Annotated in this window: 17 protein-coding genes; 9 read left to right on the top strand and 8 right to left on the bottom strand. The window is 74.8% G+C overall.

Features of this window, described 5'->3' with window-relative positions; genetic code table 11:
- Positions 1–50 precede the first annotated feature (50 nt).
- Complete coding sequence (locus ACQEVZ_RS44640; protein ID WP_433379437.1) at positions 51–1,325, top strand: RNA-guided endonuclease InsQ/TnpB family protein; 1,275 nt, start codon at positions 51–53, stop codon at positions 1,323–1,325.
- Here ACQEVZ_RS44640 and ACQEVZ_RS44635 read toward each other — a convergent pair.
- Complete coding sequence (locus ACQEVZ_RS44635) at positions 1,297–2,133, bottom strand: peptidoglycan-binding protein (RefSeq protein ID WP_344506997.1); 837 nt, start codon at positions 2,131–2,133, stop codon at positions 1,297–1,299. The genes ACQEVZ_RS44640 and ACQEVZ_RS44635 overlap by 29 nt on opposite strands.
- Before the next feature lie 58 nt (positions 2,134–2,191).
- Here ACQEVZ_RS44635 and ACQEVZ_RS44630 point away from each other — a divergent pair, with 58 nt between their 5' ends.
- Both ACQEVZ_RS44630 and ACQEVZ_RS44625 read left to right on the top strand, forming a co-directional pair.
- The gene (locus ACQEVZ_RS44630) at positions 2,192–2,740 is read left to right on the top strand and encodes a DinB family protein (RefSeq protein ID WP_433379433.1); all 549 of its coding nucleotides are present in this window, start codon (positions 2,192–2,194) and stop codon (positions 2,738–2,740) included.
- A gap of 164 nt (positions 2,741–2,904) precedes the next feature.
- Entirely contained in the window at positions 2,905–3,411 is a 507-nt protein-coding gene (locus ACQEVZ_RS44625) for an NUDIX hydrolase (RefSeq protein ID WP_433379430.1), read from the top strand.
- A 56-nt stretch (positions 3,412–3,467) separates the two neighbouring features.
- Here the strand turns inward: ACQEVZ_RS44625 and ACQEVZ_RS44620 are convergent, their stop codons facing one another.
- Complete coding sequence (locus tag ACQEVZ_RS44620) at positions 3,468–4,001, bottom strand: IclR family transcriptional regulator domain-containing protein (RefSeq protein WP_433379427.1); 534 nt, start codon at positions 3,999–4,001, stop codon at positions 3,468–3,470.
- On the opposite strand from ACQEVZ_RS44620, the gene ACQEVZ_RS44615 reads away from it, so the two are divergent.
- Together ACQEVZ_RS44615 and ACQEVZ_RS44610 are read left to right on the top strand one after the other, a co-directional pair.
- Entirely contained in the window at positions 3,955–4,824 is an 870-nt protein-coding gene (locus tag ACQEVZ_RS44615; RefSeq protein ID WP_433379424.1) for an amidohydrolase family protein, read from the top strand. The two genes, ACQEVZ_RS44620 and ACQEVZ_RS44615, sit on opposite strands and share 47 nt — an antisense overlap.
- The gene (locus ACQEVZ_RS44610; protein WP_433379421.1) at positions 4,821–6,221 is read left to right on the top strand and encodes a nuclear transport factor 2 family protein; all 1,401 of its coding nucleotides are present in this window, start codon (positions 4,821–4,823) and stop codon (positions 6,219–6,221) included. Before ACQEVZ_RS44615 ends, ACQEVZ_RS44610 begins: the two co-directional genes overlap by 4 nt.
- A 14-nt stretch (positions 6,222–6,235) precedes the next feature.
- Here ACQEVZ_RS44610 and ACQEVZ_RS44605 read toward each other — a convergent pair whose 3' ends face one another.
- Entirely contained in the window at positions 6,236–8,584 is a 2,349-nt protein-coding gene (locus ACQEVZ_RS44605) for a putative bifunctional diguanylate cyclase/phosphodiesterase (RefSeq protein ID WP_433379418.1), read from the bottom strand.
- Positions 8,585–8,721: 137 nt separating this feature from the next.
- On the opposite strand from ACQEVZ_RS44605, the gene ACQEVZ_RS44600 reads away from it, so the two are divergent.
- The 3 genes from ACQEVZ_RS44600 (at position 8,722) to ACQEVZ_RS44590 (ending at position 13,329) form a co-directional block, all read left to right on the top strand.
- Entirely contained in the window at positions 8,722–9,486 is a 765-nt protein-coding gene (locus tag ACQEVZ_RS44600; RefSeq protein WP_433379415.1) for a hypothetical protein, read from the top strand.
- A 146-nt stretch (positions 9,487–9,632) separates the two neighbouring features.
- Entirely contained in the window at positions 9,633–12,278 is a 2,646-nt protein-coding gene (locus tag ACQEVZ_RS44595; RefSeq protein WP_433379412.1) for a BTAD domain-containing putative transcriptional regulator, read from the top strand.
- Between the two features lie 94 nt (positions 12,279–12,372).
- Positions 12,373–13,329, top strand: coding sequence for a hypothetical protein (locus ACQEVZ_RS44590; RefSeq protein WP_433379409.1), 957 nt, complete (start codon positions 12,373–12,375; stop codon positions 13,327–13,329).
- On the opposite strand, the gene ACQEVZ_RS44585 is transcribed toward ACQEVZ_RS44590, so the two are convergent.
- Both ACQEVZ_RS44585 and ACQEVZ_RS44580 read right to left on the bottom strand, forming a co-directional pair.
- Positions 13,302–15,323 carry a LuxR C-terminal-related transcriptional regulator gene (locus tag ACQEVZ_RS44585; RefSeq protein WP_433379406.1) on the bottom strand — a complete coding sequence of 674 codons (2,022 nt, stop codon included), beginning with the start codon at positions 15,321–15,323 and terminating at the stop codon, positions 13,302–13,304. The two genes, ACQEVZ_RS44590 and ACQEVZ_RS44585, sit on opposite strands and share 28 nt — an antisense overlap.
- Entirely contained in the window at positions 15,299–15,910 is a 612-nt protein-coding gene (locus ACQEVZ_RS44580; protein ID WP_433379403.1) for an ATP-binding protein, read from the bottom strand. Before ACQEVZ_RS44580 ends, ACQEVZ_RS44585 begins: the two co-directional genes overlap by 25 nt.
- Positions 15,911–16,277: 367 nt before the next feature.
- On the opposite strand from ACQEVZ_RS44580, the gene ACQEVZ_RS44575 reads away from it, so the two are divergent.
- Positions 16,278–19,850 (top strand): hypothetical protein, encoded by a 3,573-nt coding sequence (locus ACQEVZ_RS44575; RefSeq protein WP_433379400.1) that lies wholly within the window; start codon positions 16,278–16,280, stop codon positions 19,848–19,850.
- Between the two features lie 16 nt (positions 19,851–19,866).
- On the opposite strand, the gene ACQEVZ_RS44570 is transcribed toward ACQEVZ_RS44575, so the two are convergent.
- The 3 genes from ACQEVZ_RS44570 to ACQEVZ_RS44560 all read right to left on the bottom strand — a co-directional run bounded on the left by ACQEVZ_RS44570 (position 19,867) and on the right by ACQEVZ_RS44560 (position 22,350).
- Complete coding sequence (locus ACQEVZ_RS44570; protein ID WP_433379397.1) at positions 19,867–20,478, bottom strand: sulfatase/phosphatase domain-containing protein; 612 nt, start codon at positions 20,476–20,478, stop codon at positions 19,867–19,869.
- Positions 20,479–20,567: 89 nt separating this feature from the next.
- A complete protein-coding gene (locus ACQEVZ_RS44565) occupies positions 20,568–21,695 on the bottom strand; it encodes a HAMP domain-containing sensor histidine kinase (RefSeq protein ID WP_433379394.1) in 1,128 nt (375 codons plus the stop codon).
- 1 nt (position 21,696) lies between these two features.
- A complete protein-coding gene (locus ACQEVZ_RS44560) occupies positions 21,697–22,350 on the bottom strand; it encodes a response regulator transcription factor (protein WP_344506965.1) in 654 nt (217 codons plus the stop codon).
- Between the last annotated feature and the right edge of the window lie 10 nt (positions 22,351–22,360).

Below are 22,360 nucleotides of genomic sequence, written 5' to 3'. Positions count from 1 at the left end.
GCCGGGGGTGAAGGCCCGCGCTGGGAGGGCCGCCAGTTACCGTGCTTGTCGTGCAGCTTCGTTACAACTTCCGCGTGTATCCGACGCCTGGCCAGCAGATCGAGCTGGCGCGGGCGTTCGGGTGCGCGCGGGTGGTGTTCAACGACGCGGTCAGGCTGCGCCGGCAAGCCCGCGAGCAGGGCTTGCCGTACGTCTCGGACGCCGAGCTGTCCAGGCAGGTCATCACGGGGGCCAAGACGACGCCGGAGCGGGCGTGGCTGGGCGAGGTTTCGGCCGTGGTGTTGCAGCAGGCCCTCGCGGATCTGAACACCGCCTACCGCAACTTCTTTGCCTCGGTCACCGGCAAACGCAATGGCCGCGAGGTCGCACCGCCACGGTTCCGGTCCCGCAAGGGCAACCGGCAGGCCATACGGTTCACGAAGAACTCCCGGTTCAAGGTTCTCGACGACGGACGCCTGCGGCTGCCGAAGATCGGCGACCTCGTGGTCCGCTGGTCACGGACGCTGCCGTCGGACCCGTCCAGCGTGGCGATCATCAAGGACGCGGCCGGGCGGTACTTCGCCTCGTTCGTCGTGCAGAGTACCGACGAGCCGCTGCCCGAGCTGGACTCGGAGGTGGGCATCGACCTCGGGCTGACGCACTTCGCGGTGCTGTCGGACGGTACGAAGGTCACCGCGGCGAAGTTCCTGCGGCGCGCGGCCCGCAAGCTCAAACGGTTGCAGCAGGCGCTCGCGCGCAAGCAGCCGGGCAGCAGCAACCGCAGGAAGGCAGTCGTCAAGGTCGCTCGGGCGCACGCCCGGGTTGCCGACACCCGGCGGGACTGGCAGCACAAGCTGTCCACGACGTTGATCCGCGAGAACCAAGCGGTGTACGTCGAGGACCTGTGCGTCGCCGGTCTCGGCCGGACCCGGCTTGCCAAGTCGGTGCACGACGCAGCGTGGGCCGGCTTCACAGCCATGCTGGAGTACAAGGCCGCCCGGTACGGGCGCACCTTCGCCCGGGTGGACCGCTTCTTCCCGTCCACCCGCAGGTGCTCCGACTGCGGACGCATCAACGAGAAGATGACGCTCAACGTCCGAGCGTGGGACTGCCCCTGCGGAGCGGCCCACGACCGGGACGTGAACGCGGCGCTGAACGTGTTGGCCGCTGGACAGGCGGACAACGGAAACGACCGTGGAGCGCAGGTAAGACCGGGACTCGTCCCGGCACCGCGCGGCGAAGCGGTAACCCACCCGGACGCCGCGCGGTCCACGCGCAGCGTGGCGGGAATCTCCGTCCTTCAGGGCGGAGAGGATGTCAACGTCGGGACTTCTCCCACCACGTGAACGCCACTCGATAGGCGGACGGCGTGTCGTCCGCAGCGTGGTTGGCCAGCCCGTTCTTGCCGAAGTAGTAGTCGTGCACCTGGTTGGCCGCCCCCGTGGCCAGGTCGGTGTCGGAGATCGCGACGGCGTGAATGTGGTACGGCCAGTCTCCCTGCGACGGATTGCGCAGCCAGGCGGCGAACCCGACGGTCCGCAGCGCCTGGACGGTCTGCCATCGTTGCGTGGTGCTCAGGCTGGCTACCGAGATGTCCACCGCTCCGCCTGCGTCATGTGTACCGGCGGAGCTGGGGTTCGCCGACGTGTAGGACCCCTGGCTGAGCGTGATGCTCCAGGACAGCTTGGCATCGGCCGCGGCGAGCATGTCGCGGGTCCTGGCGTTGACCCGTTCGCCGCCGTACGAGCTGGTCCGTGAACCGGTGTTGATCGGCCTGGTGACCGTGTACCGGCCGCTGCCGAGCGTGGTCAGCGACGACGGCCCCGGATATCCGTTGGCGTCCAGGCCGGAGTATCCGAGTGAGCGCTGCCAGGCCGCGTACGCCGCGACGGTCGAGGTGCCGTAGTGCCCATCGACCGAGGCTGAGGCCAGGAAGCCCTTCGCCGACAGCGCCCGTTCGACCTCCAGCACGCTCGCCGCCGCGCCAGGAGTCTGCCCGGTGCCGCTCTTCGGCGGGTCGACCTGCGCAGCGAGCATGACCTGCTCCATGTCGACGACCGGCAGCGCCGCGGCGGCCGGTCCGCCGAAGGGCACGACGACCCCGAGCAGCGCGAACACCACCGCCCCACGGGACAGCACGGCGGAAAGGTTCATGGCGAGCTCCGATCCAGGCATCGACGGCAAGTGATGAAAAGAAGCTACAGGATCATCGATGCGTATGGAAGAAACCTGCGGAGCGGCGAATGTCGATATTGTGTGCGACGTGGCGACCGACGCGTTCTCGACCGCGACCGAGCGAGATGCTCTGTGCGGCTTTCTGGACCAGGCGCGAGATGCGTTGATCCGTAAGGTCGACGGCCTGTCCGACCAGGATGCGCGCATGGCTGCGACCGTGAGTTCTCTGTCGTTGCTGGGTCTGCTGAAGCACTCGGCTGTCTGGGAACGTAGATGGTTTCAGATCATCTTCGCGGGCCGAGACTTTCCGGACGAGTGGCCGACGGTGGCGGACGAAGGTCAGGACGCCACGTTTGCTCTCAGCGGCGATGACACGGTGGAGAGTGTTGTGGCGTACTACCTGGAGCAGATTGCGGTGTCCCGGGAGATCGTGGCCGGCGTCGACCTCGACGCGCGATGCGCACGGTCGGACCTGGTTGACGAGAACCTGCGTTGGGTGGCAATGCACCTGATCCAGGAGACAGCGCGACACGCCGGCCACGCCGACATCATCCGCGAGGCCATCGACGGCAGTCGTGGACTCTGAGCCGCAGCCGACGCCGGCACGGTGCCAGCGAACTCGTCGACAACCGTGCCGTCGGCGCCGGCCGATCGGCGCCGTGGTGGTGGCGCAGCGGACTCGCTGGCCGTGTTCAGCTGCGTCTCTCGCCGATCATTGCGGTACCACGCGCACGGAATCAGGAGTCCGCCATGTCGCTGAACCTTCGAGCCTCCGCCCGCGCGATCATCCTCGACGAAGATGACCGCGTCCTGCTGTGCCGGTTCGTCTTCCCCCACCCGGCGGTCCCGAACGGGGCGCAGGCCGTCTGGGCCGCTCCAGGTGGCGGCATAGAACCAGGTGAGGACGGGCTGTCCGCGCTGCGCCGCGAGCTGCGAGAGGAAACCGGCCTGGTCGCCGCCATCGATCCGCCGCACGTCTGGCATCAAGTAGTCGTCAGCGCAGATCATGCGCCCCGCTTCGACGGCGTCGTCAACGACTACTTCCTCGTCCGCGCCACCCACTTCGAGCCTCAGGGCCAGTTCACCGACGACCAACTTGCCGCTGATGAGCATCTCGCCGGCTTTCGTTGGTGGCGGCTCTCTGAGATCGCCGACTACACCGGGCCCGACTTGTTCTCGCCCCGTGACCTTGCCACACCGCTGGCCGACCTGCTCACCTTCGGGACACCCTCCGCCCCGGTCGCACTCGGCTTATGAAGAGTCGTCGTAGCGCAGGGCGTCCAGGTGGGTGACCGGGAGCCCGGGGCCGGGGGTCAGGTGGCGAGCTGGCGGGAGATGGCGCGGGCGACGGCCTGGACGGCTGGGATGTAGGACGACGTCGTGAAGCCTGGGCTGGGGGCGACGACCGACACCGCGGCGACAACGCCTGACGGGCCGCGGACGGGGGCGGCGACGGTGCTCATCGGCCACGGGGAGCTCTGGCGGGCGTACGCGTAGCCGCCGCGGCGGATCTCGGCGAGGGCGCGGCGCAGGTCGGCGGGGGAGTGGATGTCGTCGCCGCCGTCGTCGGGCAGGAATGCGGCGATCGCGTCCTCCTGCACCTGCGGCGGGGCCTCGGCGAGCAGGACGAGGCCCACTCCGGTCGAGGTGAGGGGCAGGCGGCCGCCGATGCGGTACCGCACGGGGCTGGCGTCGCGGGCGGACAGGCGCTCCACGAGCAGCGCCTCGCCCTCGTCGCGGACGGCGAGTAGCACGTGCTGGCGGGTCACGTGGAACAGGTCTTCCAGGTACCCCGACGGGATGCCCGGCTGGCCGTCCTGGAGCGCGGAGGCGCACCTGGAGCTCATGGACCGCGGCGGTATCGGCAGGTCGTACCTGTCGATCTCCTCGCCGGGCGTCCACTTCGGTGACGACGCCGCCGCGCGTGCCCTCGCCCGGGACGTCAACGAGTTCGGCGCGGCGTTGCGGTCGCGGCGGCCGGAGCGGTTCGGGCACTTCGCGGCGCTCCCGCTGCCGGACGTCGACGGGGCCCGGGCCGAGGCCGCGTACGCGCTGGACACGCTCGGCGCCGACGGCATCGTCGTGGAGAGCAACCACCACGGCATGTACCTGGGCGACGGCCGGCTCGAGCCGCTGTGGGAGGACCTCGACCGGCGCGGCGCGCTCGTCTTCGTGCACCCCACCTCGCCGCCGCACGCGGAGTCGGTCGCGCTGGGACGGCCGCGGCCGATGCTGGAGTTCCTGTTCGACACCGCCCGGACCGCTGCCGACCTCGTCTTCAACGGCGTCCTGGTGCGGCATCCGCGGATCCGGTGGCTGCTGACGCACGGGGGCGGGGTGCTGCCGCTGCTCGCCGACCGCATGGACATGTTCCGCGTGGCGTTCCCGATGGGAGCCGCACCCGACGCGCCCACCGCGACGAGTCAGCTGCGGCGGCTCTGGTACGACATGGCCGGCACCCCGTTCCCGCGGCAGATCCCCGCCCTCGACGCGGCGTTCGGCACCGCGCGGCTCGTCTACGGCAGCGACTACTGCTGGACGCCCGCCGCCGCGGCTCTCGCCCAGATCGCCGCCGTCGACGCCGCACCGCCGCCGCCGGACGCGGACACGGACACCTGGCGCGACCTGACCACGCGCAACGCGCACGAGCTGACCGGCGGCGCGCGGTGACCGCGCCGCTGCTGCTGCGTCGCGGCACCGTCGTCGACACCCGCGACGGCTCGCTGCGGCCGGGCACCGACGTGCTCGCCGACGGCGGCGTCATAACCGCGGTCGGCGAGGGCCTCGATGCGCCCCGCGGCGCCACCGTGGTGGACGTCTCCGGCCGGTACGTGGTCCCCGGGTACAACGACATGCACGCCCACCCGCTGGGCCACGGCGATCCCGCCCCGACCCTGGAGCTGATGCTCGCGCACGGCATCACGGGCTTCCGCCAGATGCACGGCGACCTCGGCCTCCTGCGCGCCCGGGCCGCCGGTGAACTGCGCCTGTCCGCCGCGGCGCCGGCGCTGCTGGCGATGCCGGGGCCGCTGCTGACGATGCTCAACACCGGCACCGCCGAGCAGGCCGCCGCGACCGTCCGCGAGCAGGTCGCCGCCGGCGCCGACTTCGTGAAGTCCGCCGCCATGTCGAAGGAGCGCTTCTTCGACGCACAGGCCGAGGCGCTGCGGCTCGGCGTGCCGATCGTCGGGCACCTGCCCGCCGGGATCGACGTGCTGCGTGCCTCCAGCATCGGCATGAAGTCCGTCGAACACTTCGGCTCCGGCCTCGGCGTCCTCGCCTGCTGCTCCACCGACGAGCCGGCCCTGCGCGAGGCATCCGGCGCCCGTTCGCGGCTGCGGCTGCCGCCGGCCAGGCTGCCGTTCATGGACCGGGTCGTCGCGGCGGTCATGCGGCGGGTCGTGCTCAACCCGGTGCTGCTCAACAAGGCCGAGGACGTCGAGATTCTGGACCGTGCCGTGCGCACCTTCGACGAGCACCACGCGCACGACCTCGCCGCGCGCTTCGCCGCCGACGGGACCTGGCACGTGCCGACCCTCATCCGGCAGAAGACCAGCAAGTTCTGCGACGACCCGTCGTTCGCCGCCGACGAGGACCTGCGCTACATGGCGGCCGCGACCCGCAGGACGTGGGACCGCGTCGCCGCGCGCTTCGGCAGGTTCACCCTGGCGCACCGGCACGCACCTGTCCGCGGCGCACCTGGCCGCGACGAAGGACCGCCTCGCCGGGACGGTGGTCACGTGAGCGACGTTGCCGCGGCCGGCCAGGTGGTGCTCCTGGAGCGGCAGGCCCGCGACCGCGGCTGGTGGGACCAGATGCGTGCCTGCTACTGGCCGGACTCGACGGTCGGCCTCAGCTGGTACACCGGAGACGGCCCGGGCTTCGTCGACGCCTCCCGGGCCATGGCCGCCGCCGGCAACGCCGGCGTGCACCGCCTGTCGCCGCCGGTCGTCCAGGTCGTCGGCGACCGGGCGTTCGCCGAGGTCCCCGCCGCGATCGAGGTCCGCACCGACGCCGGCCGGACCGCGGCCTTCTACGCCGACACCCTGCGCTGGCTGTCCGGCTGACCACCGGAGGCGGCTCAGCGGTCGGCGGCGGTGAGGGACTGCTGGCGGGCGAGCAGGGCGGACACGCTCTCGGCGGTCATCGGGCGGGCGAGGTGGTAACCCTGGCCGACGGTGTACCCGAGCTCGCGCAGCACAGCCGCCTGCTCGGCGCTCTCGATGCCCTCGGCGACCGTGTCGAGGCCGAGGGTGTGGGCGAGCTGGACGACGGCGCGGGCGACCGCCTGGCGGGCGTTGGCGGCGGCGGGCTGGCCGTCGTCGATCTCGACGCCGTCGACGAAGGACTTGTCGAGCTTGACGATCGCGGCGGGGAACGCGCGCAGCAGGCTCAGCGACGACTCGCCCGTGCCGAAGTCGTCCAGCGCCAGGCGGATGCCCATGCGGTCGAGGTCGTACAGCGTCCGCGACACCTGCTGCCCGCGCAGCACCGCGGACTCCGTCACCTCGAGGACGAGCCGCTCGCAGGGCAGGCCGCTGTCGGCGAGGGCGGCGGTGACGTCGGCGACGAAGTCGGGGTCGTGCAGCTGCCGCGCGGAGACGTTGGCGGCGGCCCGCTGTGGCGCGTCCGGCCCGAACTCGGCCAGCCACTTCGCCGCCTGCCGGCAGGTCTCGCGCAGCACGAACCGGCCGAGCGGGACGATCAGCCCGGTCCGCTCCGCCGCCGGGATGAACTCGGCGGGGCTGATGACGCCCCGGGTCGGGTGGTGCCAGCGGACGAGGGCCTCGACGCCGACGAGCCGGCGGTCGTCGAGGCGCAGGATCGGCTGGTACAGCACCCGCAGCTCGCCGCCGTCGAGGGCCCGCCGCAGTTCGCCGCCGAGCTGCATGTGCGCGAGGACGGGCTCGCCCATGCCGTCGACGTAGCGCACGAAGCCGGCCTTGCCGCGTTGTTTCGCGGTGTACATGGCGACGTCGGCGTCGCGCAGCACCGCGTCGACGGTGGCACCGGGCCGCACGGCGGCGATGCCGATGCTGGCCTGCACCAGCAACCGGTGTTCGCTGATCGGCTGGTCGAGCGCGGCCAGGATCCGGGCGGCGAGGTCCTCCGGGTCGGCGCCGGGGCCGGTGAGCAGCACCGCGAACTCGTCGCCGCCGACGCGCACCGGCAGGCCGGCGGTGCCGGCCTCGGCCTGCAGCAGCTGCGCGACGGAGACCAGCAGCCGGTCGCCGACGCCGTGGCCGAGCAGGTCGTTGACGGCCTTGAAGTCGTCGAGGTCGACCAGCAGCACCCACGCCGGGTCGGGGGAGGTCAGCGCCGTCGCGATCCGGCCCCGGAAGAGCGCCCGGTTGGCGAGGCCGCTCAGGGCGTCGTGGCTCACCTCGTACCGCAGGCGCTCCTCCTGGTCGCGCATGTCGGCGAGCAGCCGCGTGTTGTCCTGGAACGTGAGGTACTGCCGGGCCGTGACCAGCGCCGTCACCAGCACGGCGGCGATCACGACGACGCGGCCGGGCCACTCCAGCGGCGCGCCGAACGCCATCGCGACCAGCGGCAGGTCGACCGCGACCACCGCCAGGTAGGGCAGCCACTTGCCGCTGCGGGCGCTGTCGCGGCGCAGCCCCAGGCTGGCCCGCCACTGCGCCGCGACGCCCAGCGTGGCGAGCACCGGCGTCAGCGGCATCACGACCGCCTGCGCGGGCACGGCGGCGATGAGCCCGAACCGCACGGCGAGCACCGCGACGATCCCGGCGGTGACGCCGCCGCTGGCCGCGATGAGGCGGATCGCGGTCCGGTCGACGGGGCCGCCGGCGACGTAGGACACCTTCGTCGCGGCGCCGACCGCGGCCACGAACGCGAGCCCGACCAGCACCATCGCCTGCCGGCTCCACGGCTCGCGGGCCGACAGCATGGGCGCCAGCCCCGCGTACCAGAGGACCGCCGCGCAGCCGAGGAACCCGATCGTGCGGTCCAGCAGCATCCGCCACCACTCGACGCCGCCGGTCGGCATCACCGGCACCCGGGCCACCGCCCACAACGCGGCCAGGAACCCGATCCCGACGCTCACGGCCGCGAGGACCGGCATCGTGCGCGTGTGGGCCTCGTCGGCGTGCGTGAGCATGTCCAGCGCCAGCCACGCGTACCCGATGGTGATCAGCGCCATGGCGCCCCGCAGCCCGCGCCAGAACCGCCGTGCGATGGGGTCGAGGCCGCCGCCGAGCAGCATGTGGTGCACCGACGCGGTGGCCAGGACCCCACCGACCGGCACGAAGACGTAGGCGAACGCCTCGGAGCCGACCCAGCCGGCGAGGAACGCGGCCCACCAGACGGTCCCGAGCAGCAGGACGGCGACGGCCGCCTGCACGTACCGCCACGCGGCCACCCCCGCCACGGGACCGGCCGACGGAAGCGCCTCCCGCGTCACGGGCACGAGACTATCCTGCCTGTTACGTACCTGATCTCACCCGAACGTTCGAGGTTCACCGATTTGCGCCCCCCGTCACGGTCAGCCGGTCGTCACCGTGCGGCGGTGGATCCCCGCACGACCAGCTCGGTGGCGAGCTCGACGTGCAGCGCGTCGAGGATGGCGTGCCGGCCGCCGCCCGGGGCGACCGCTCCGAGGTCGACCTGCTGGCCGGTATCGCGCCCCACCTGCCGCCCGAGCAGCGGCCGGCCGTCGCGGCCAGGGCCACGGAGCTGGCCCTCGCCCTCGCCGCGCCCGACAGCCGCGCGAAGGCCCTGGCCAGGGCCGTCCGGCACCTGCCGCCCGAGCGGCGGGAGGCGACGATCGCCGCCGTGCTGGCCGGGGACGGCCCACGGCCCCCGTCGGTGCTGCTGGCCGCCCTGGCCCCGTACCTGCCCGCCGACCTGCAGCGGCAGGCGGTCGCCGCGGTCGCCGCGATCCGCCATCCGGAGACCCGGGCACAACGGTTCGTCGAGCTGGTGCGGCGGCTGCCGGACGAGCTGCTGCCCGACGCCGCGGCGGCCGCCGGTGCCGATCCGGGCCGGTTCTGGCGCGCCGAGCTCCTGGCCCGGCTCGCCGATCGGCTCACCCCGGAGCTGCTGGCCGCCGCCCTGCCGGCCGTGGGGCGCGGGCGCTTCCCGGCGCGGGCGTTCGCCGGGCGGGCGCAGGCGCTCGTCGACGCCGACCCGTCGCCGGAGCGCGTCCGGCTCGCGGTCGAGGTGCTGCGCCGCGCGCTGCCGGAGCACCGGACCTACGGCTCGCTCGCCGGGATCGGCGCGCTCGCCGGCACCATCGTGCGGGTGGGCGGGCCCGGCGCGGCGCAGGGGGTGCTCGACGCGATCGACGAGGTGCACGCGCGGTGGCCGTAGCCGGGCCCGCGGCGACGAGGTCCGCATAGCGCATCGGCGCGGCCGGCGCAGGCGGACTTGCGACAGACCGCCGCCGCAACCGCGGGGCGGTGCTGGTCGTCTGACCCGACGTCCGTGTAAACGATCATTCGGGTAGGTGTACGGCCATGGCAGATCCGCGGTTCGGGGTCCTGGGACGGCTGGAGGTGACGATCGCCGGCGACCAGGTGGACCTCGGCGGCCTGCGCCCGCGGATGCTGCTCGCGTTGCTGCTCAGCACCGGTGGGCAGGAGGTGCCGTTCCACCGGATCGTGGAGGTGCTGTGGGGCGCCGAGCCGCCCGCGACCGCGCTCGGCACCGTCCACAGCCACCTCGCCCGGCTCCGGCGCGCGCTCGAACCCGACCGGCCGCCGAGGTCGCCGTCGCGGGTCCTGGTGCGGGTCGGCGGCGGGTACGCGGTGCGTCCGGCACCTGGCGCGTTCGACGCCGACGTGTTCAGCGCGCTCGCCGCCGAGGGGCAGGACCTCATCGCGAACGGGCAGCTCGAGCCGGGGCGGGCCGCGCTGGACCAGGCCCTCGGGCTGTGGCGCGGTGGCGCGTACGCCGACTTTCCCGACGCCTCGTTCGCCCTGGTCGCCGGGCGCCGCCTCGAAGAGGTGCGGGTCCAGGCCCGGATCGGCCGGGTGACCGCCGACGTGGGTCTCGGGCGGCACGAGGCGGTGATCCCCGAGCTGTCGGGGCTGGCCCGCGAGCACCCCGGCCGGGAGCAGCTCTGGCAGCTGCTGGCGGTCGCGTTGTACCGGTCGGGACGCCAGGTCGACGCCCTCGACGTGCTGCGGGAGGCCCGCGAGACGCTCGCCGGCCGGTTCGGCGTCGACGCCGGGCCGGGGCTGCGCGGTCTGGAGACGGCGATCCTGCGGCACGAGCCGCTGGCCTCCGGCGGTCCGGTCATCGAGGTCACCTCCGACGTACCGCCGCAGGACACGGACTTCGTGGGGCGCGCCGCGGATCTGGTGGCCGTCGCCGACCTGCTGCGGTCGGCGCGGGTCGTCACCGTGACCGGCCCGCCGGGGGTCGGCAAGAGCCGCCTGGTGCTGGAGTACGGGCAGCGGCACGCCGACCTGACCGGGATCCCCACCGTGTGGTGGCCGGAGGAACCCGGCCCGGCGACCCGGCTGCTCGTGGTCGACGGCGCGCCCAGCCCGCGGGACGTCGCCGCCGCCCTGGACCGCGCCGCCGCCCCCGGGCTGCGGGTGCTCCTCGCCGCCCGGGAGCCGCTCGGCGTGCCCGGCGAGGCGCTGCTGGAGCTGGCGCCGCTGCCGGTCGGCGAAGCGGTCGACCTGTTCCTCACGCGGATGCCGGGCGCCGCCGCGCGGGCGCCGGGCACCGCGGACCGCCGGCTCGCCGCCGCGGTCTGCGCCGCGGTCGGGTGCCTGCCGGCGGCGGTCGAGCGGGCCGCGACGCTGTCCCGGGCGCTGCCGCTGGCCGTGCTCGCCGCGCACCTGCGGGAGGACCCCACCGCGCTGCTGGGGCCCGCCACCGACCCGCTCGGCGGGGCGCTCACACCGGCGGACGCGACGCTGCTCGGGCAGCTGTCGGTGTTCGAGGGCGGGTTCGACCTCGACGCGATGGACGCCGTCGCACCGGGCCGGCGCGGCCGGCTGCCGGGGCTCGTCGACCGGTCGCTGATCCAGGTCCACCGCGACGGCGGGACCGCGCATCGCTACCGCATGGGCCGGCCGCTGCGCCAGTACGCCAGACACCTCCTCGACGAGGACGAAGGCGCCCGGGCCGTCCGCCGGCACCGGGAGTGGGCACGGCGCATGGCCGCCGAGGCCGCGACCGGGCTGCGGACCGCCGCCGCCGACGACTGGCTGCGCCGCCTGCACGCCGAGCGCCGTAACGTGCGGGCCGCGCTGCGGAGCGCGCTCGCCGACGGGGACGGCGCCGCGGCCGTCGACATCGCCGGCGGGGTCGCCTGGTACTGGTTCCACGACGCCGCCACCGCGGAGGGCACCGCCTGGCTGCGGGCCGCGCTCGCCGCAGGCGGGCAGGACAGGTCGGCGACCGGCCAGTCGGCGCGGAGCCGGGCACTGCTCGGCCTGTCGGCGCTGCGGTCGATCGCCGGTGACGTGCCCGACGCCGTCGCCCAGGCGCACGAGGCGGTGTGGGACGCCGAACGCGCCGGCCACGACTACCTGCGCGCCGACGCGCTGTGCTGCCTGTCGTTCGTGGCGGCGGCGTCCGGCGACGCGACCTTCGCCGGCGAGGCCGCCACCCGGGCGCACCGGGCCGCGGAGCGGGTCGGCTGGCCGGACCTGCTCGCGCAGGGCCGGATGGTGTCCGGGCACGCCCGGTACCTGGCCGGCGACCTCACCGCCGCGGCGGAGCTGCTCACCGAGGCCCGCCACGCCGCCCGCGACTGCGGCTACGGCTGGGTGGTGACCGTGGCCAGCTGGCTCGGCGTCGAGGTCGCCCTCGACCAGGCCCGCTACGACGACGCCCGGCACGCCGCGCTGCGGCTCACCAGCCGCCTCGACGACGCCCCGACGGTGAGCTCGTGGCTGGTGACGTCGCTGTCGCTGGCCCGCGCCCTGACCCTCACCGGCGACGGCGAGGCGGGCGCGCTGCTGTGGGGCGCGGTCACCGGCATCGGCCGGCGCGTCGGCCTCACCGCCCAGGCCATCGGCCGCGCCAACGCCCACCGCAACCGCCACGGCGCCCCGGCCCCCCGCCACGCCGACGCCTACGTCCGCGGCCTGGACATGTCCCGCACCGAGGCCGGCGCCCTCATCGCCACCCTCACCCCATGACAGCCCGGCGCCGCCACCCCTTGGCAACTTGCGGGCATCGCGGAAAGAATGGGTGGCGATGTTCGTGTGCGGGGGTTGCGGGGCCGAGCTGACCGTGCCTGTGTCGGAGGTCGCGCTGCCGGTCCAGGCCCACCAGCACATGTCGCATGAGCTGCTCGGTGTACTGATGGAGCCCGGCACGTTCGCCGTGGATCCGGGCTCGCCCGGACCGCCCTGGCCGAGCGGCGGGCACGTGCCGGCGGTGCTGCCAGGCGGGCCGCACGGCGCGGTCGTCCTCGCTCCCGGCGACGTCCGCGGGACCGTGTTCAGCGACGTTGCCGCCGACGGGGGGTGCTTCGGCCCCGACGGCCGGGACGGACCCAACCTGGAGTGCGAACGCTGCGGCCGGCTGGTCGCGACGCGCATCGACGACTGCGGCCACTGGCAGGCGGTGTGGCTCGACCCGAGGGCGGTGCGCCACGTCAGCGGCGCCGATGCGGCGGTCCTCACCTGGGACGACCTGCGGGTGCGACGGCCCGGCGTCGGCCCGGTCGAGCAGCGCGGCTGGTGGAGTCCACTGTGGTCGGCCGCGTTCGCGGCGGCGGTGGCCCGGCTGCTGGCGTTGTCGGGCGGTGTGCCGGTGGCGGTCCAGGACCCGACGGTGGCGGGGCTGTTGCGGCCGGTGCTCGCGGCGATGCTGGCGGACGGCGCGCCGGTGAGGACGCTGACGCTGGCCGGGCCGGGCCTGCCGACCGGCGACGTGGACCTCGCGCTGGTGCCACGGCACCCGCAGACCGGCGCGGTGTGGCCGCTGCCCGGCGAGGGTGACGGTGTCCCGCTGGAATGGGATGTGTGGGCACACCTGGCGTACCGGCCGAGACGTGGACCGGTCGCACTGCCCGCGGCGGAGCGCCGTGACGACCCGGCGCCGTTGCTGCCGCACACACCGTTCCACCTCGACCGGAACGTGTTCGTGGCGACGCTGGTGCGGCTGCCCGAGGTGCGCGAGTCGTGGCTGCGGGCGGTGTACGACAAGGCCCTCGGTTACGGGCGTTTCCCGATGCTGTGGTGAGCGGGCCAGCGGGCGACGAACTCGGTCCGGTTGGTGCACTGGGTCTTGGCGAGGATGCTGCGCACGTGTGACTCGATGGTGCGCTCCGACAGCACGAGCCGGGCGGCGATCTGGCGGTTGGTGAGTGCCTCGGCGAGCAGGCCGGCGATCTCCCGCTCGCGGGCTGTCAGCGGATCGGCGTTCGCTTTCCCGACGGCGGCCGCCGCCGGGCCGGGCATGCCGAGGCGGGCGGCGAGGTCGGCCGCGTCCCGGGCGAGAGCCGCCGCCTCGGGCCCGGCGGGCAGGACCCGGGCCAGGGCCAGGCCGGTGAGCGCGAGGTCGGCGCGAGCGCCGATCGCCCGGTTGCGGGTCAGCGCCTCGCGCAGCAGCTCGACGGCGCCGGTGGTGTCGCCGGCCACCGCCGCCAGCTGGCCGAGGAAGCGGCTGACCGTGCCGTGGAAGAAGACCGTCGCCGTGCCCAGCGCGCCCGGGAACGGGCGGAACGCCAGCAGCTGGCGGTGGACGATCGCGGCGGCCTCGGCGTCGGCGAAGTGCTCGATCAGGCCGGTCAGCTGGGTCAGGACGGCGGGCCAGGCGGGATGGTCGGCGGGTAGCGGCAGCCGGGCGCGCAGCCGGTCGTACACCTCCCGGGCATCGGTGAGGGCGCCTGTCAGCAGCGCCACGTTGGCGCGCTGGACGTCGATGAGCGGATCGAGGGGCGCGCCCGCGAACGCCGCGTCGAGCCCCTCCGGCAGCGCCGACGGGTCGCCGCGGAGCACGGCGACGTGCACGCCGTGGGCGAAGTGCATCACGGTGGCGCTCGGGTCGCCGGACGCGAGCGCGATCGCCGTCGCGTGGCGGCTGTGCGCGACCGCGTCGTCGAACCGGCCGGCGAGCGTCGCCCGGCTGGCCAGCATCCGGTTGCGGTGCCACTGCAGCACAGGCAGCGGCGATCGGCCCGCCAGGTCCTCGATCGCCGCTGCCGCGGACTCGACGACGTCGAGCCGGCCGGTGAGGTACCCGCACTGCATCCGCCACTCGTGGCCGATGAGCGCCGCCAGGGGCTGCCCGAGCGCCTCGGCCCGGTCGGCGACGAGGTCACCGAGGCGGAGCCGCTCCGGGGTGTCGGCCGGGTCGACGAGGGTCATCTCGCGGGCCCGGGCGGCCTCGATCTCCGCGTGCGGGTCGCCGCACGCCGACGCGAGCGCGAGCGACTCCCGCGCGGGCGCCGCGGCCTGGCCCACCTGTCCGGCGTCCGCGGTCATCACGGCCAGCTGCGCCAGCACCCGGGCCCGCAGGCCGTCGCCGAGGTCCGGGTACGCGAGGGCCCGCTGCTGGCACAGCCGCGTGACGACGCTGCCCGCGTGCGCGTACGTCACCCCTTGCAGCACCCGGGCGCCGGCCGCGACGAGGTCCCCACGGCCCGCCTCCGCCGCCGCCCCGGCCGCGTCCACGCAGTGGTCCAGGCACCGGTCGTAGCGGCCGGCGAGGTACTCCGCCTGCGCCAGCTCGACGAGCAGCTCGGCCCGCTCCGCCGGCGGAAGCTCCACAGTGGACGCGGCGGACAGGTGGGCGGCCGCGTCGTCGTACGCGTGCGCGGCCCGGGCCTGCGCCGCCGCCCGCCGCGACCAGGCCGCCGCCGCACCGGGCACCCCGGCCTGCCGCCACAGCGCCGCGATCCGGGCGGCCGGCACCGCGCCCCGCCCGCCCGCCGCGGCAGAGGACCCCGAGCCCGACTCGAGCGCGACGGCGGCCGACCGGGCCAGCTCCCGCAGCGCGGCCGGCTCCAGGCCGGCGACGATCGTGTCGCGGACGAGCGCGTGCGCGAACCGGTACCGGTGCTCCGGCGGTGCGACGATCAGCAGGCCGGCGTGGCGGGCGGCGGTGAGGAACCCGTCCACCGGCGTACCGGCGACGACCGTGAGCAGGGCGTCGTCGACCTCCTCGCCCAGCACGGCCGCGGCCTGCACCGCGGCCCGCTCCTGCGGGCTCAGCGTGGCCAGCAGCGTCCGCACGACGGCGGGCAGGTCGCCCGGCCCCGACCCGCCCCGACGGCCGCCACCAGCAGCGGCAACCCGCCGGTCCGGGCCAGCACGGCCGGCGCCGACGCGGCGTCGACGAGCCGCGCCACCTCATCGAGGGTGAAGGGTGACAGCGGCACCCGCACCGCACCGTACCGGGCGAGATCCGCCAGCCGGAGCGCCACGGCGTCGGGTGAGGGCGACCGGACCGTGCCGACGACCGTGACACCGGCACCCGCCGCGCCCTGTGCCACGTGCCGCAGCAGGTCCAGCGACGCCACGTCGGCCCAGTGCAGGTCCTCCAGGAGGATGAGGGGCGGACCACCGGCGAGGACGGCGTCGCTCAGCCGGGCGAGCGCCGCGAACCGGGCCGAGGCCGCGGCGGTGGGCTCGAAGGGCGCCTGAAGATCAGGAGCGACGGCGCCGGGCAGGACCGCCCGCCACGGCCACAGCGGCGGCGCCGGCTCGGCGGGGCAGTAGCCGCGCACCGCGGTCGCGCCGGCCTGCCGCAGCGCCCGGTCGACCAGCGTCGTCTTGCCGATGCCGGCCGACGCCATCGACGCCGCGGTCCGGGCGGTCATGTCGACCCCGCTGCTGCCCGGCGAGGACCCGGCGCTGCTGACCGGCCCCGACCGGATCGGCGTCTATCACCTCGTGCACGCCGACCTGCCGCTCACGCCCGTGGGGAGCCCGGCATGACCACCACGACCATGACGGGCACGTGGACGGTCGCGACGCCGCTGCGCGCCGGCTTCGCCGCCCGGAACTGACGATCTCGGCGGGGCTGGTCAGGCCGGCGGCTGACGCGCCGTAGCCACCGCACGGAACACCCCGGCCGCCGCCAGATACACGATCCGGCTGGCCGACTGGCGACAGCGCCGCCGCGGGGGAGGCGCCCATAGTGAAGCCCACACAGGCTCGGACCGGGGGGACACGGCAATGGGACAGGTGGGGTTCGCTGCGGGGTTCGCGCAGAACACGACGTACGGGACGGTCGAGGTCATCGTGCCGTGGCCGGCGGGCGGGTTCGCGCTGTACTGGTTCGACCGGGGCGCCGGGCGGTGGAGCGGGCCGTGGCCGTGCGTGCCGCCGTCGGCGGGGGTCGTCGACTCGGTCAGCTGGCACGAGGGCGACTACCAGAGCCAGGACGGCGAGCACAACAACTACGAGGTGGTGACGGTCGAGTCGGGCCGGACCGTGCACTGGTTCCGCGACAACGGGCCGCCGAACCGGTGGACCCGCGTCCGCGTCGGGCTGGGCGGGGACCTGGCCGACGCGGCGAGCGCGACGCTCACCCGGACCCGGTGGGCGCCCGTCGACGGGGACAGCTCTCCGCGGCACAACCTGCTGCTGGTCACCGCACCCCGCACGGGCGGCGGGATGTATCGGCAGCACCAGCTCATGACGCTGCACTCCACGGTGTACGACTGGACCGGCGGGCCGTTCGAGGAGATCGTGCGGCTGTACGCCGTGAGCACCGACACCGAACCCGTCACCGGCCCGTTCGACGGCGTCGGCTGGGTGCTCGGGACGGTCGGCACCCACGAGACGGACTTCGAGGACAACTACCGGGGCCGGGAGATGTACGTCGCGGTCCGCGGCGACGGCACCCTGCGTACGTTCGAGGCGAACCAGTACCCGCAGGACATCGGCCGCGGGGTGCGGGGGCGGCCCGCGATCATCCAGAGCGACCGCGGCCGCTCCGACCCGTGGATGGGCTTCGGCCGGCACGGCAACTACGAGCTGTTCGCGCCGTCGCGGACCGGCGGCATCCGGCACTTCTGGCGGCCGAACCCCGGCTACGAGCACGAGAACAACGACTGGGCCGAGGCCGGCACCGTCGGCACCGGGTTCTACGACGAGGTGTCGGTCGTGCAGCTGCGCGACGAGGACAAACCCGACGGCGACAGCAGCGCGCCGCTGTGGCTGTTCGCGCGGTGCGACGGCCAGTCGTGGGTGGACCTGTTCCAGCAGCGGCACATCGGCGACGGGTTCCGCTGGGAGCAGCTGCCGACCCTCGGCGACCCGGCCCGCCCGCAGGTGCGGCTCACCGTCGAGGAGGACTTCGTCGTGGTGTCGCCGCTCAAGCGCGGCGAGGTGCGGCGGATCCGGTACACGTGCTTCGCGGGCAGCCCGATCATCTGGCTGTCCTCGGAGCCCGGCGTCTGGGTGTCGTACACGGGGGAGGCGCTCCGGGCCCAGATGCGCGCGTCGACGGTCCGTACCCGGGGCGAGGCCGCGGCGGAGGAAGGCCTGGACACGTTCGAGCGGACCGGCCACCTGGACACGCCGCTGCTGACCGCCGGCACCGTGGTGCGGGTCTGGGGCACCACCGACCCGCAGGCCGACCCTCGTGTGACGCCGCCGCCGCGGGCCGAGGTGGCGTACGTCATCGCGACGGGCCGGCCCGGGAACCTCCTCGACGAGGGCGGGGTCCACGCGTTCCCCGAAGCGGACCGGGTCCGCCTCGAGGTCACGAACGACGCGCGGCCGGTCTGCCTCATCGCCGAGATCGGCGAGGGCGCGCCGGCCGAGCACCGCCCGTACGGGCACACCTACCACGCATTCGACACCTGCGCGGGCCGCCTCGTGCTGGGCGAGCTGCGGCAGGCGTGGCAGGAGGAGCTCGTCCAGGCGCCCGGTCACGAGCTGCGCCCAGGCGCCACGTACACCGTGATCGTGAGGGTCATGGACACCCGCGGCTACTGGTCGGAGACGGTCGCGCCGGTGACGCTTCGGCAGCGGCGGGTCGACGTCACCGTCGACCGGGTCGAGATCGTCGCGTCCGGCGACTCCGGCGCCGCCGACGGCTGGTTCAGCGCCGAGGTGTACTCGGGGCTGGTCCGGCAGGGCGTCGTCGAACGGGTCCGGCGGTGGCAGTTCGGCGACGAGGACAACTGGGCGGAGCTGGAGGCCGGCGACGTCTTCGGCACCGGCGGCTCGCTGCACGCCGCCGGGCCGCCGTGGACGGCGACGATCGGGCCCGGCCCGGCCGCGGTCCGCCCGTTCGGGGTGCGGCTGGAGATCTTCGACGAGGACGGGCTGTTCGAGCCCGACGAGCACGCCAGCGGCGCCTGGGAGACCGAGGACGACCGGCCGGTCGTCGACGCGCCGTTCACCGTCCGCACCGACCGGGAGCCGTCCTACGCCACGGCGTCGGCGACCGGGCGGTACACCATCGCCTACGTCAGCCCGCCCGGCCAGCCGGACCGGCTCGACTGGCGGGCCGCGCGGGTCGACACGAGCGCGGACCTGCCCGCCGGCGCGGACTACGACGGCGACGGCGTCCCCGACCGCGGCGTGTGGCGCCCGTGGCCCGGCGCGTGGGTGATCGAGCCGTCCAGCGGCGGTCTGCGGGTGTACGACCTCGGCGGCCCGGGCGACCTTCCGGTGCCGGGACCGTACTCGGCCGCGCCGGGCGCCGAGCCGGCGGTGTGGCGCTCCGGCGTCCTGCGCACCCTGGCGGAGCCGGCCGGGACGCCGCTGGCGGACCTGACGCCGCACCGGGTCGGGGTCCTCGCCGCCTCCCTCGCCGCCCTCGTCGCGGCGCTGCACGCGGAGGGCCGCGACGCGTCCGCCGCCGAGGCCGAGCTGGCGCTGGTGGAGGGCGTCGCCTACGCGACGGTGGCGCTGTGGCTGGCTCGCGCCCAGGCGGCCCACCCGGCGGACATCCCGGCGCAGCTCGCCGCCGCCGGCAACGCGTGGGACGTCGCCTCCCGGCTCGCGACGTCGCCGACCGTGACCCCGGAGCGGCTGCGAATCCTGGTGGCGCAGCTCGACCTGCTCGCGCGGCTGCTCGCGTTCGGCTCGACCGACTCGTCGGCCGGCGTGCGCGCCGCCACCCTCGCCCGCGAGGTGCACGCCCGGATCGGCGGGCACGAGCTGGAGATCGCCCGGTCCTGGTCCAACCAGGCGCTGACCCACCACGAGGTCGCGTTCCACCCCGCCCAGCCGCACCCGCAGGAGGAGCTGGCCGCGCAGCGGGAGGCGGCCGGGCACGCCGCCGACGCCTACGCGGAGGCGCTGCGCGGGCCGCTCGACACCGCGCAACGCCTCGCCGTCGCCCGCGAGCTGGACCGGGTCGCCCGGCTGCGGGTCTTCGGCTCCGCCGACTCCGCGCCGATGGCCCCGATCCTCCAGGTGGGCCGCGCGATCTACCCGGGCCTGCCCGGCGACCACCGGGCGGACCTCGGCGCGTCCTACACCAGCGAGGCGCTCACCCACCACGAGGTCGCGTTCCACCCGCAGCAGCAGCACGCGGCGGAGGAGCTCGCCGCCCAGCGTGCCGCGGCGAGACAGGCCGCCGAGCGCTACTTCGACCTGCTGCCCGCCGCCCTCGACACGCTGCCCGACGGTGACGTGCGGGCGATCGCCGGCAACCTGCGGCAGCTCACCGGCCTGCTCGCCTTCGGCCTCGACGACGCCGACACCAGCCCGGCCGCGTCGTGGGCGCGGGCCGCGGTGGGCCGCGCCGCCGACCTCGCCGCCCAGCTCGACGGGCACCTGACACCCGCGGGGTGACCGGCCGCCGCGGGTGTTAGGCGGTCACGTGGCCGGCGGTCCAGCAGGCCTCGTGGGTGTGGCAGTCGCGCAGCCGCTGCAGCGCGGTGTGCAGGGCCGCGCGCCGGGCCGCGGGCAGCTGCGCCGCGACGTTGTTCAGCTGGTACGGGTCGGCGAGCCGGTCGTAGTACTCGCGCTCGCAGTTGGCGTACTCGACGTAGGTGTAGGACGCGGTGCGCAGCGCCTCGTAGGTGGTCGGCCTGCCGTCGCGGGCGGTCTGGGCGTCCGGGTCGTCGTCGGCGGCGTCCGGCCCATGGTGCTCGATCAGCGACGCGGTGCGCCAGTTCGCCGCCGGCTGGCCCTGCAGCAGCGGGACGATGCTGCGGCCGTTCACGTCCGAGGCGACGGTGCCGCCGGCGAGGCGCTGGAAGGTCGGCGCCAGGTCGATGTTCTGCACGATCTCCGTGCGGGTGCTGCCGGCGGGGACGGCCGGTCCGGCGATGACGAGCGGCACCCGGACGTCGGTGTCGAACGCGGTCTGCTTGCCCTGCGCCAGCCGGTACTCGCCGAGGTGGAACCCGTTGTCGGAGCTGAACACGAAGTACGTGTCGTCCGCGACGCCGCTGTCCTCGAGGGGAAAGAAGCGCATGACGCCATCGTCATGCATGTCTATTAATCCTACCTGCAAGATAGTGTTCGAGTTCTGTAAATGTTCATATAGACGTCGATTCGGAACAGTCAGGTGCGGAACGACGGGAAGGTCACCTCGACGACGAGGCCGCCGCCCGGGCGCGGGTGGGCCTTCAGGGTGGCGGCGTGCGCGGTGGCGATGGCGCGCACGATGGACAGGCCGAGGCCGTGGTGGCCGTCGTCGGCGGTGCGCTGCATGCGCTGGAACGGCTCGAAGAGCCGGTCGACCTGGTCCGGCGGGACGACCGGACCGGTGTTGGCGATCGCGAAGCTCACCCGGCCGACGAGCGCCCGGACCGCGACCTCGACCCGGCCGCCCGGCGCGTTGTAGTGGATCGCGTTGTCGCAGAGGTTCGCGACGAGCCGGGCGACGAGCAGCGGGTCGCCGTAGATGCGGGCGGGCTCCAGCGACGGCACCGCCCGCAGGCCGGCGCGGTCGAGGTCGCCGGACCGCTCGGCGAGCGCCTCGGTGACGATCGCGGCCAGGTCGAAGGGCTCGTCGCGCGGCTGGTCGTGCTCGCTGCTGGACAGGGTGAGCAGCGACTCGAGCAGGCGCGCACGGCCGGCGCTGATCTTCATCAGCCGCTGGAAGTTGGCCCGGAACGCCTCGACGTCGGCGTCGGGGTCGATGAGCGGCTCCTCCAGCAGCGCGTGCTCGACGGTCAGCGGGGTGCGCAGCTCGTGCGCGGCGTTGGCGACGAACCGCTTGTGCGCGTCCAGCGACGTCTCCAGCCGGCCGAGCAGGCCGTCGACGGTGTCCGCGAGGTCCTTGAGCTCGTCGCGGGGGCCGGTGACGGCGAGGCGCTCGTGGACGTTGCGCTCGGAGATGTGCTGCAGCCGCTCCGCCATCGTGCGGACCGGGCGCAGCAGCCGGCCGGCGATCAGCCAGCCGAACGCCAGCGACAGCGCCGTCATGATGGCCAGGGCGACGGCGGGCACGGTGAGCAGCGAGCTCTGCTCGTGCACCGGGCCGAGGATGTCCGGCCGCGCCAGCGGGCCCTGCCCCGGGACCGGCGGCGGAGCCGGCGCCTTCTGCGGCAGGAAGCCGCGGACGTCGCCGTCGAGGCCCTGGGCGATGCTGTACATGATGACCAGCAGCACCGCGCCGGACACGACGGCGACCAGGCAGATGACCAGGGTGAGGCGCCAGCGGAGGCGGTTCGGGCCGTTGCGCATCTCAGATCCGGTATCCGGCCCGGGGCACGGTCTCGATCAGCGGCGGGTCGCCGAGCTTTGCGCGCAGCCGGTTCATCGTCGCCTTCACCGTGGTCGTGAACGGGTCGGCCGCCTCGTCCCACACGCGGTCGAGGAGCTCCTCGGCCGACACGACCCGGCCGCGGCAGGTGAGCAGGTACTCGAGCACCGCGAACTCCTTGGGGCTCAGCGTCAGCCGCTCGCCGGCCCGCGCCGCGACGCGCTGTGCCGGGTCGAGCCGCAGGTCGCCGTGCGTCAGCACGGGCGGCGTCGCCGGACGTGACCGCCGGCTGACCGCCCGGACGCGGGCGACCAGCTCCGCGTAGGCGAACGGCTTCGGCAGGTAGTCGTCGGCGCCGAGCCCGAGCCCCTCGACCCGCTCGGCGATCGTGCCCGAGGCGGTCAGCATCAGTACCCGGGCGGGGGAGCCCTGCGCGACGAGCGTGCGGCACACCTGGTCGCCGTGCACCCCCGGCAGGTCACGGTCCAGGACCACCACGTCGTAGTCGACCACCGACGTACGCTCCAGCGCGGCGCCGCCGTCATAGGCGACGTCGACCGCCATGCCCTCGCGCCGCAGCACCCGCGCCACCGAGTCGGCCAGCTCCGGTTGGTCCTCCACCACCAGCACCCGCATCGGCAGAAGG

This window comes from Dactylosporangium sp. CA-152071 (genome assembly GCF_050936335.1).
In the GTDB taxonomy this organism is placed as follows: Bacteria; Actinomycetota; Actinomycetes; order Mycobacteriales; family Micromonosporaceae; genus Dactylosporangium; species Dactylosporangium maewongense.
The sequence above is the reverse complement of the archived record's forward strand: the minus strand, read 5'-3'. Positions and strand labels throughout refer to the sequence as shown.

What these genes read in the sequence shown, in the direction of transcription:
- ACQEVZ_RS44565 (WP_433379394.1), bottom strand. Translation starts at nt 21,695, where the DNA reads ATGCGCAACGGCCCGAACCGCCTCCGCTGGCGCCTCACCCTGGTCATC.
- ACQEVZ_RS44615 (WP_433379424.1), top strand. Translation starts at nt 3,955, where the DNA reads ATGCCCGGCTGGCCGTCCTGGAGCGCGGAGGCGCACCTGGAGCTCATG.
- ACQEVZ_RS44570 (WP_433379397.1), bottom strand. Translation starts at nt 20,478, where the DNA reads ATGCGCTTCTTTCCCCTCGAGGACAGCGGCGTCGCGGACGACACGTAC.
- ACQEVZ_RS44625 (WP_433379430.1), top strand. Translation starts at nt 2,905, where the DNA reads ATGTCGCTGAACCTTCGAGCCTCCGCCCGCGCGATCATCCTCGACGAA.
- ACQEVZ_RS44630 (WP_433379433.1), top strand. Translation starts at nt 2,192, where the DNA reads ATGCGTATGGAAGAAACCTGCGGAGCGGCGAATGTCGATATTGTGTGC.
- ACQEVZ_RS44560 (WP_344506965.1), bottom strand. Translation starts at nt 22,350, where the DNA reads ATGCGGGTGCTGGTGGTGGAGGACCAACCGGAGCTGGCCGACTCGGTG.
- ACQEVZ_RS44580 (WP_433379403.1), bottom strand. Translation starts at nt 15,910, where the DNA reads ATGACCGCCCGGACCGCGGCGTCGATGGCGTCGGCCGGCATCGGCAAG.
- ACQEVZ_RS44620 (WP_433379427.1), bottom strand. Translation starts at nt 4,001, where the DNA reads ATGAGCTCCAGGTGCGCCTCCGCGCTCCAGGACGGCCAGCCGGGCATC.
- ACQEVZ_RS44635 (WP_344506997.1), bottom strand. Translation starts at nt 2,133, where the DNA reads ATGAACCTTTCCGCCGTGCTGTCCCGTGGGGCGGTGGTGTTCGCGCTG.
- ACQEVZ_RS44595 (WP_433379412.1), top strand. Translation starts at nt 9,633, where the DNA reads ATGGCAGATCCGCGGTTCGGGGTCCTGGGACGGCTGGAGGTGACGATC.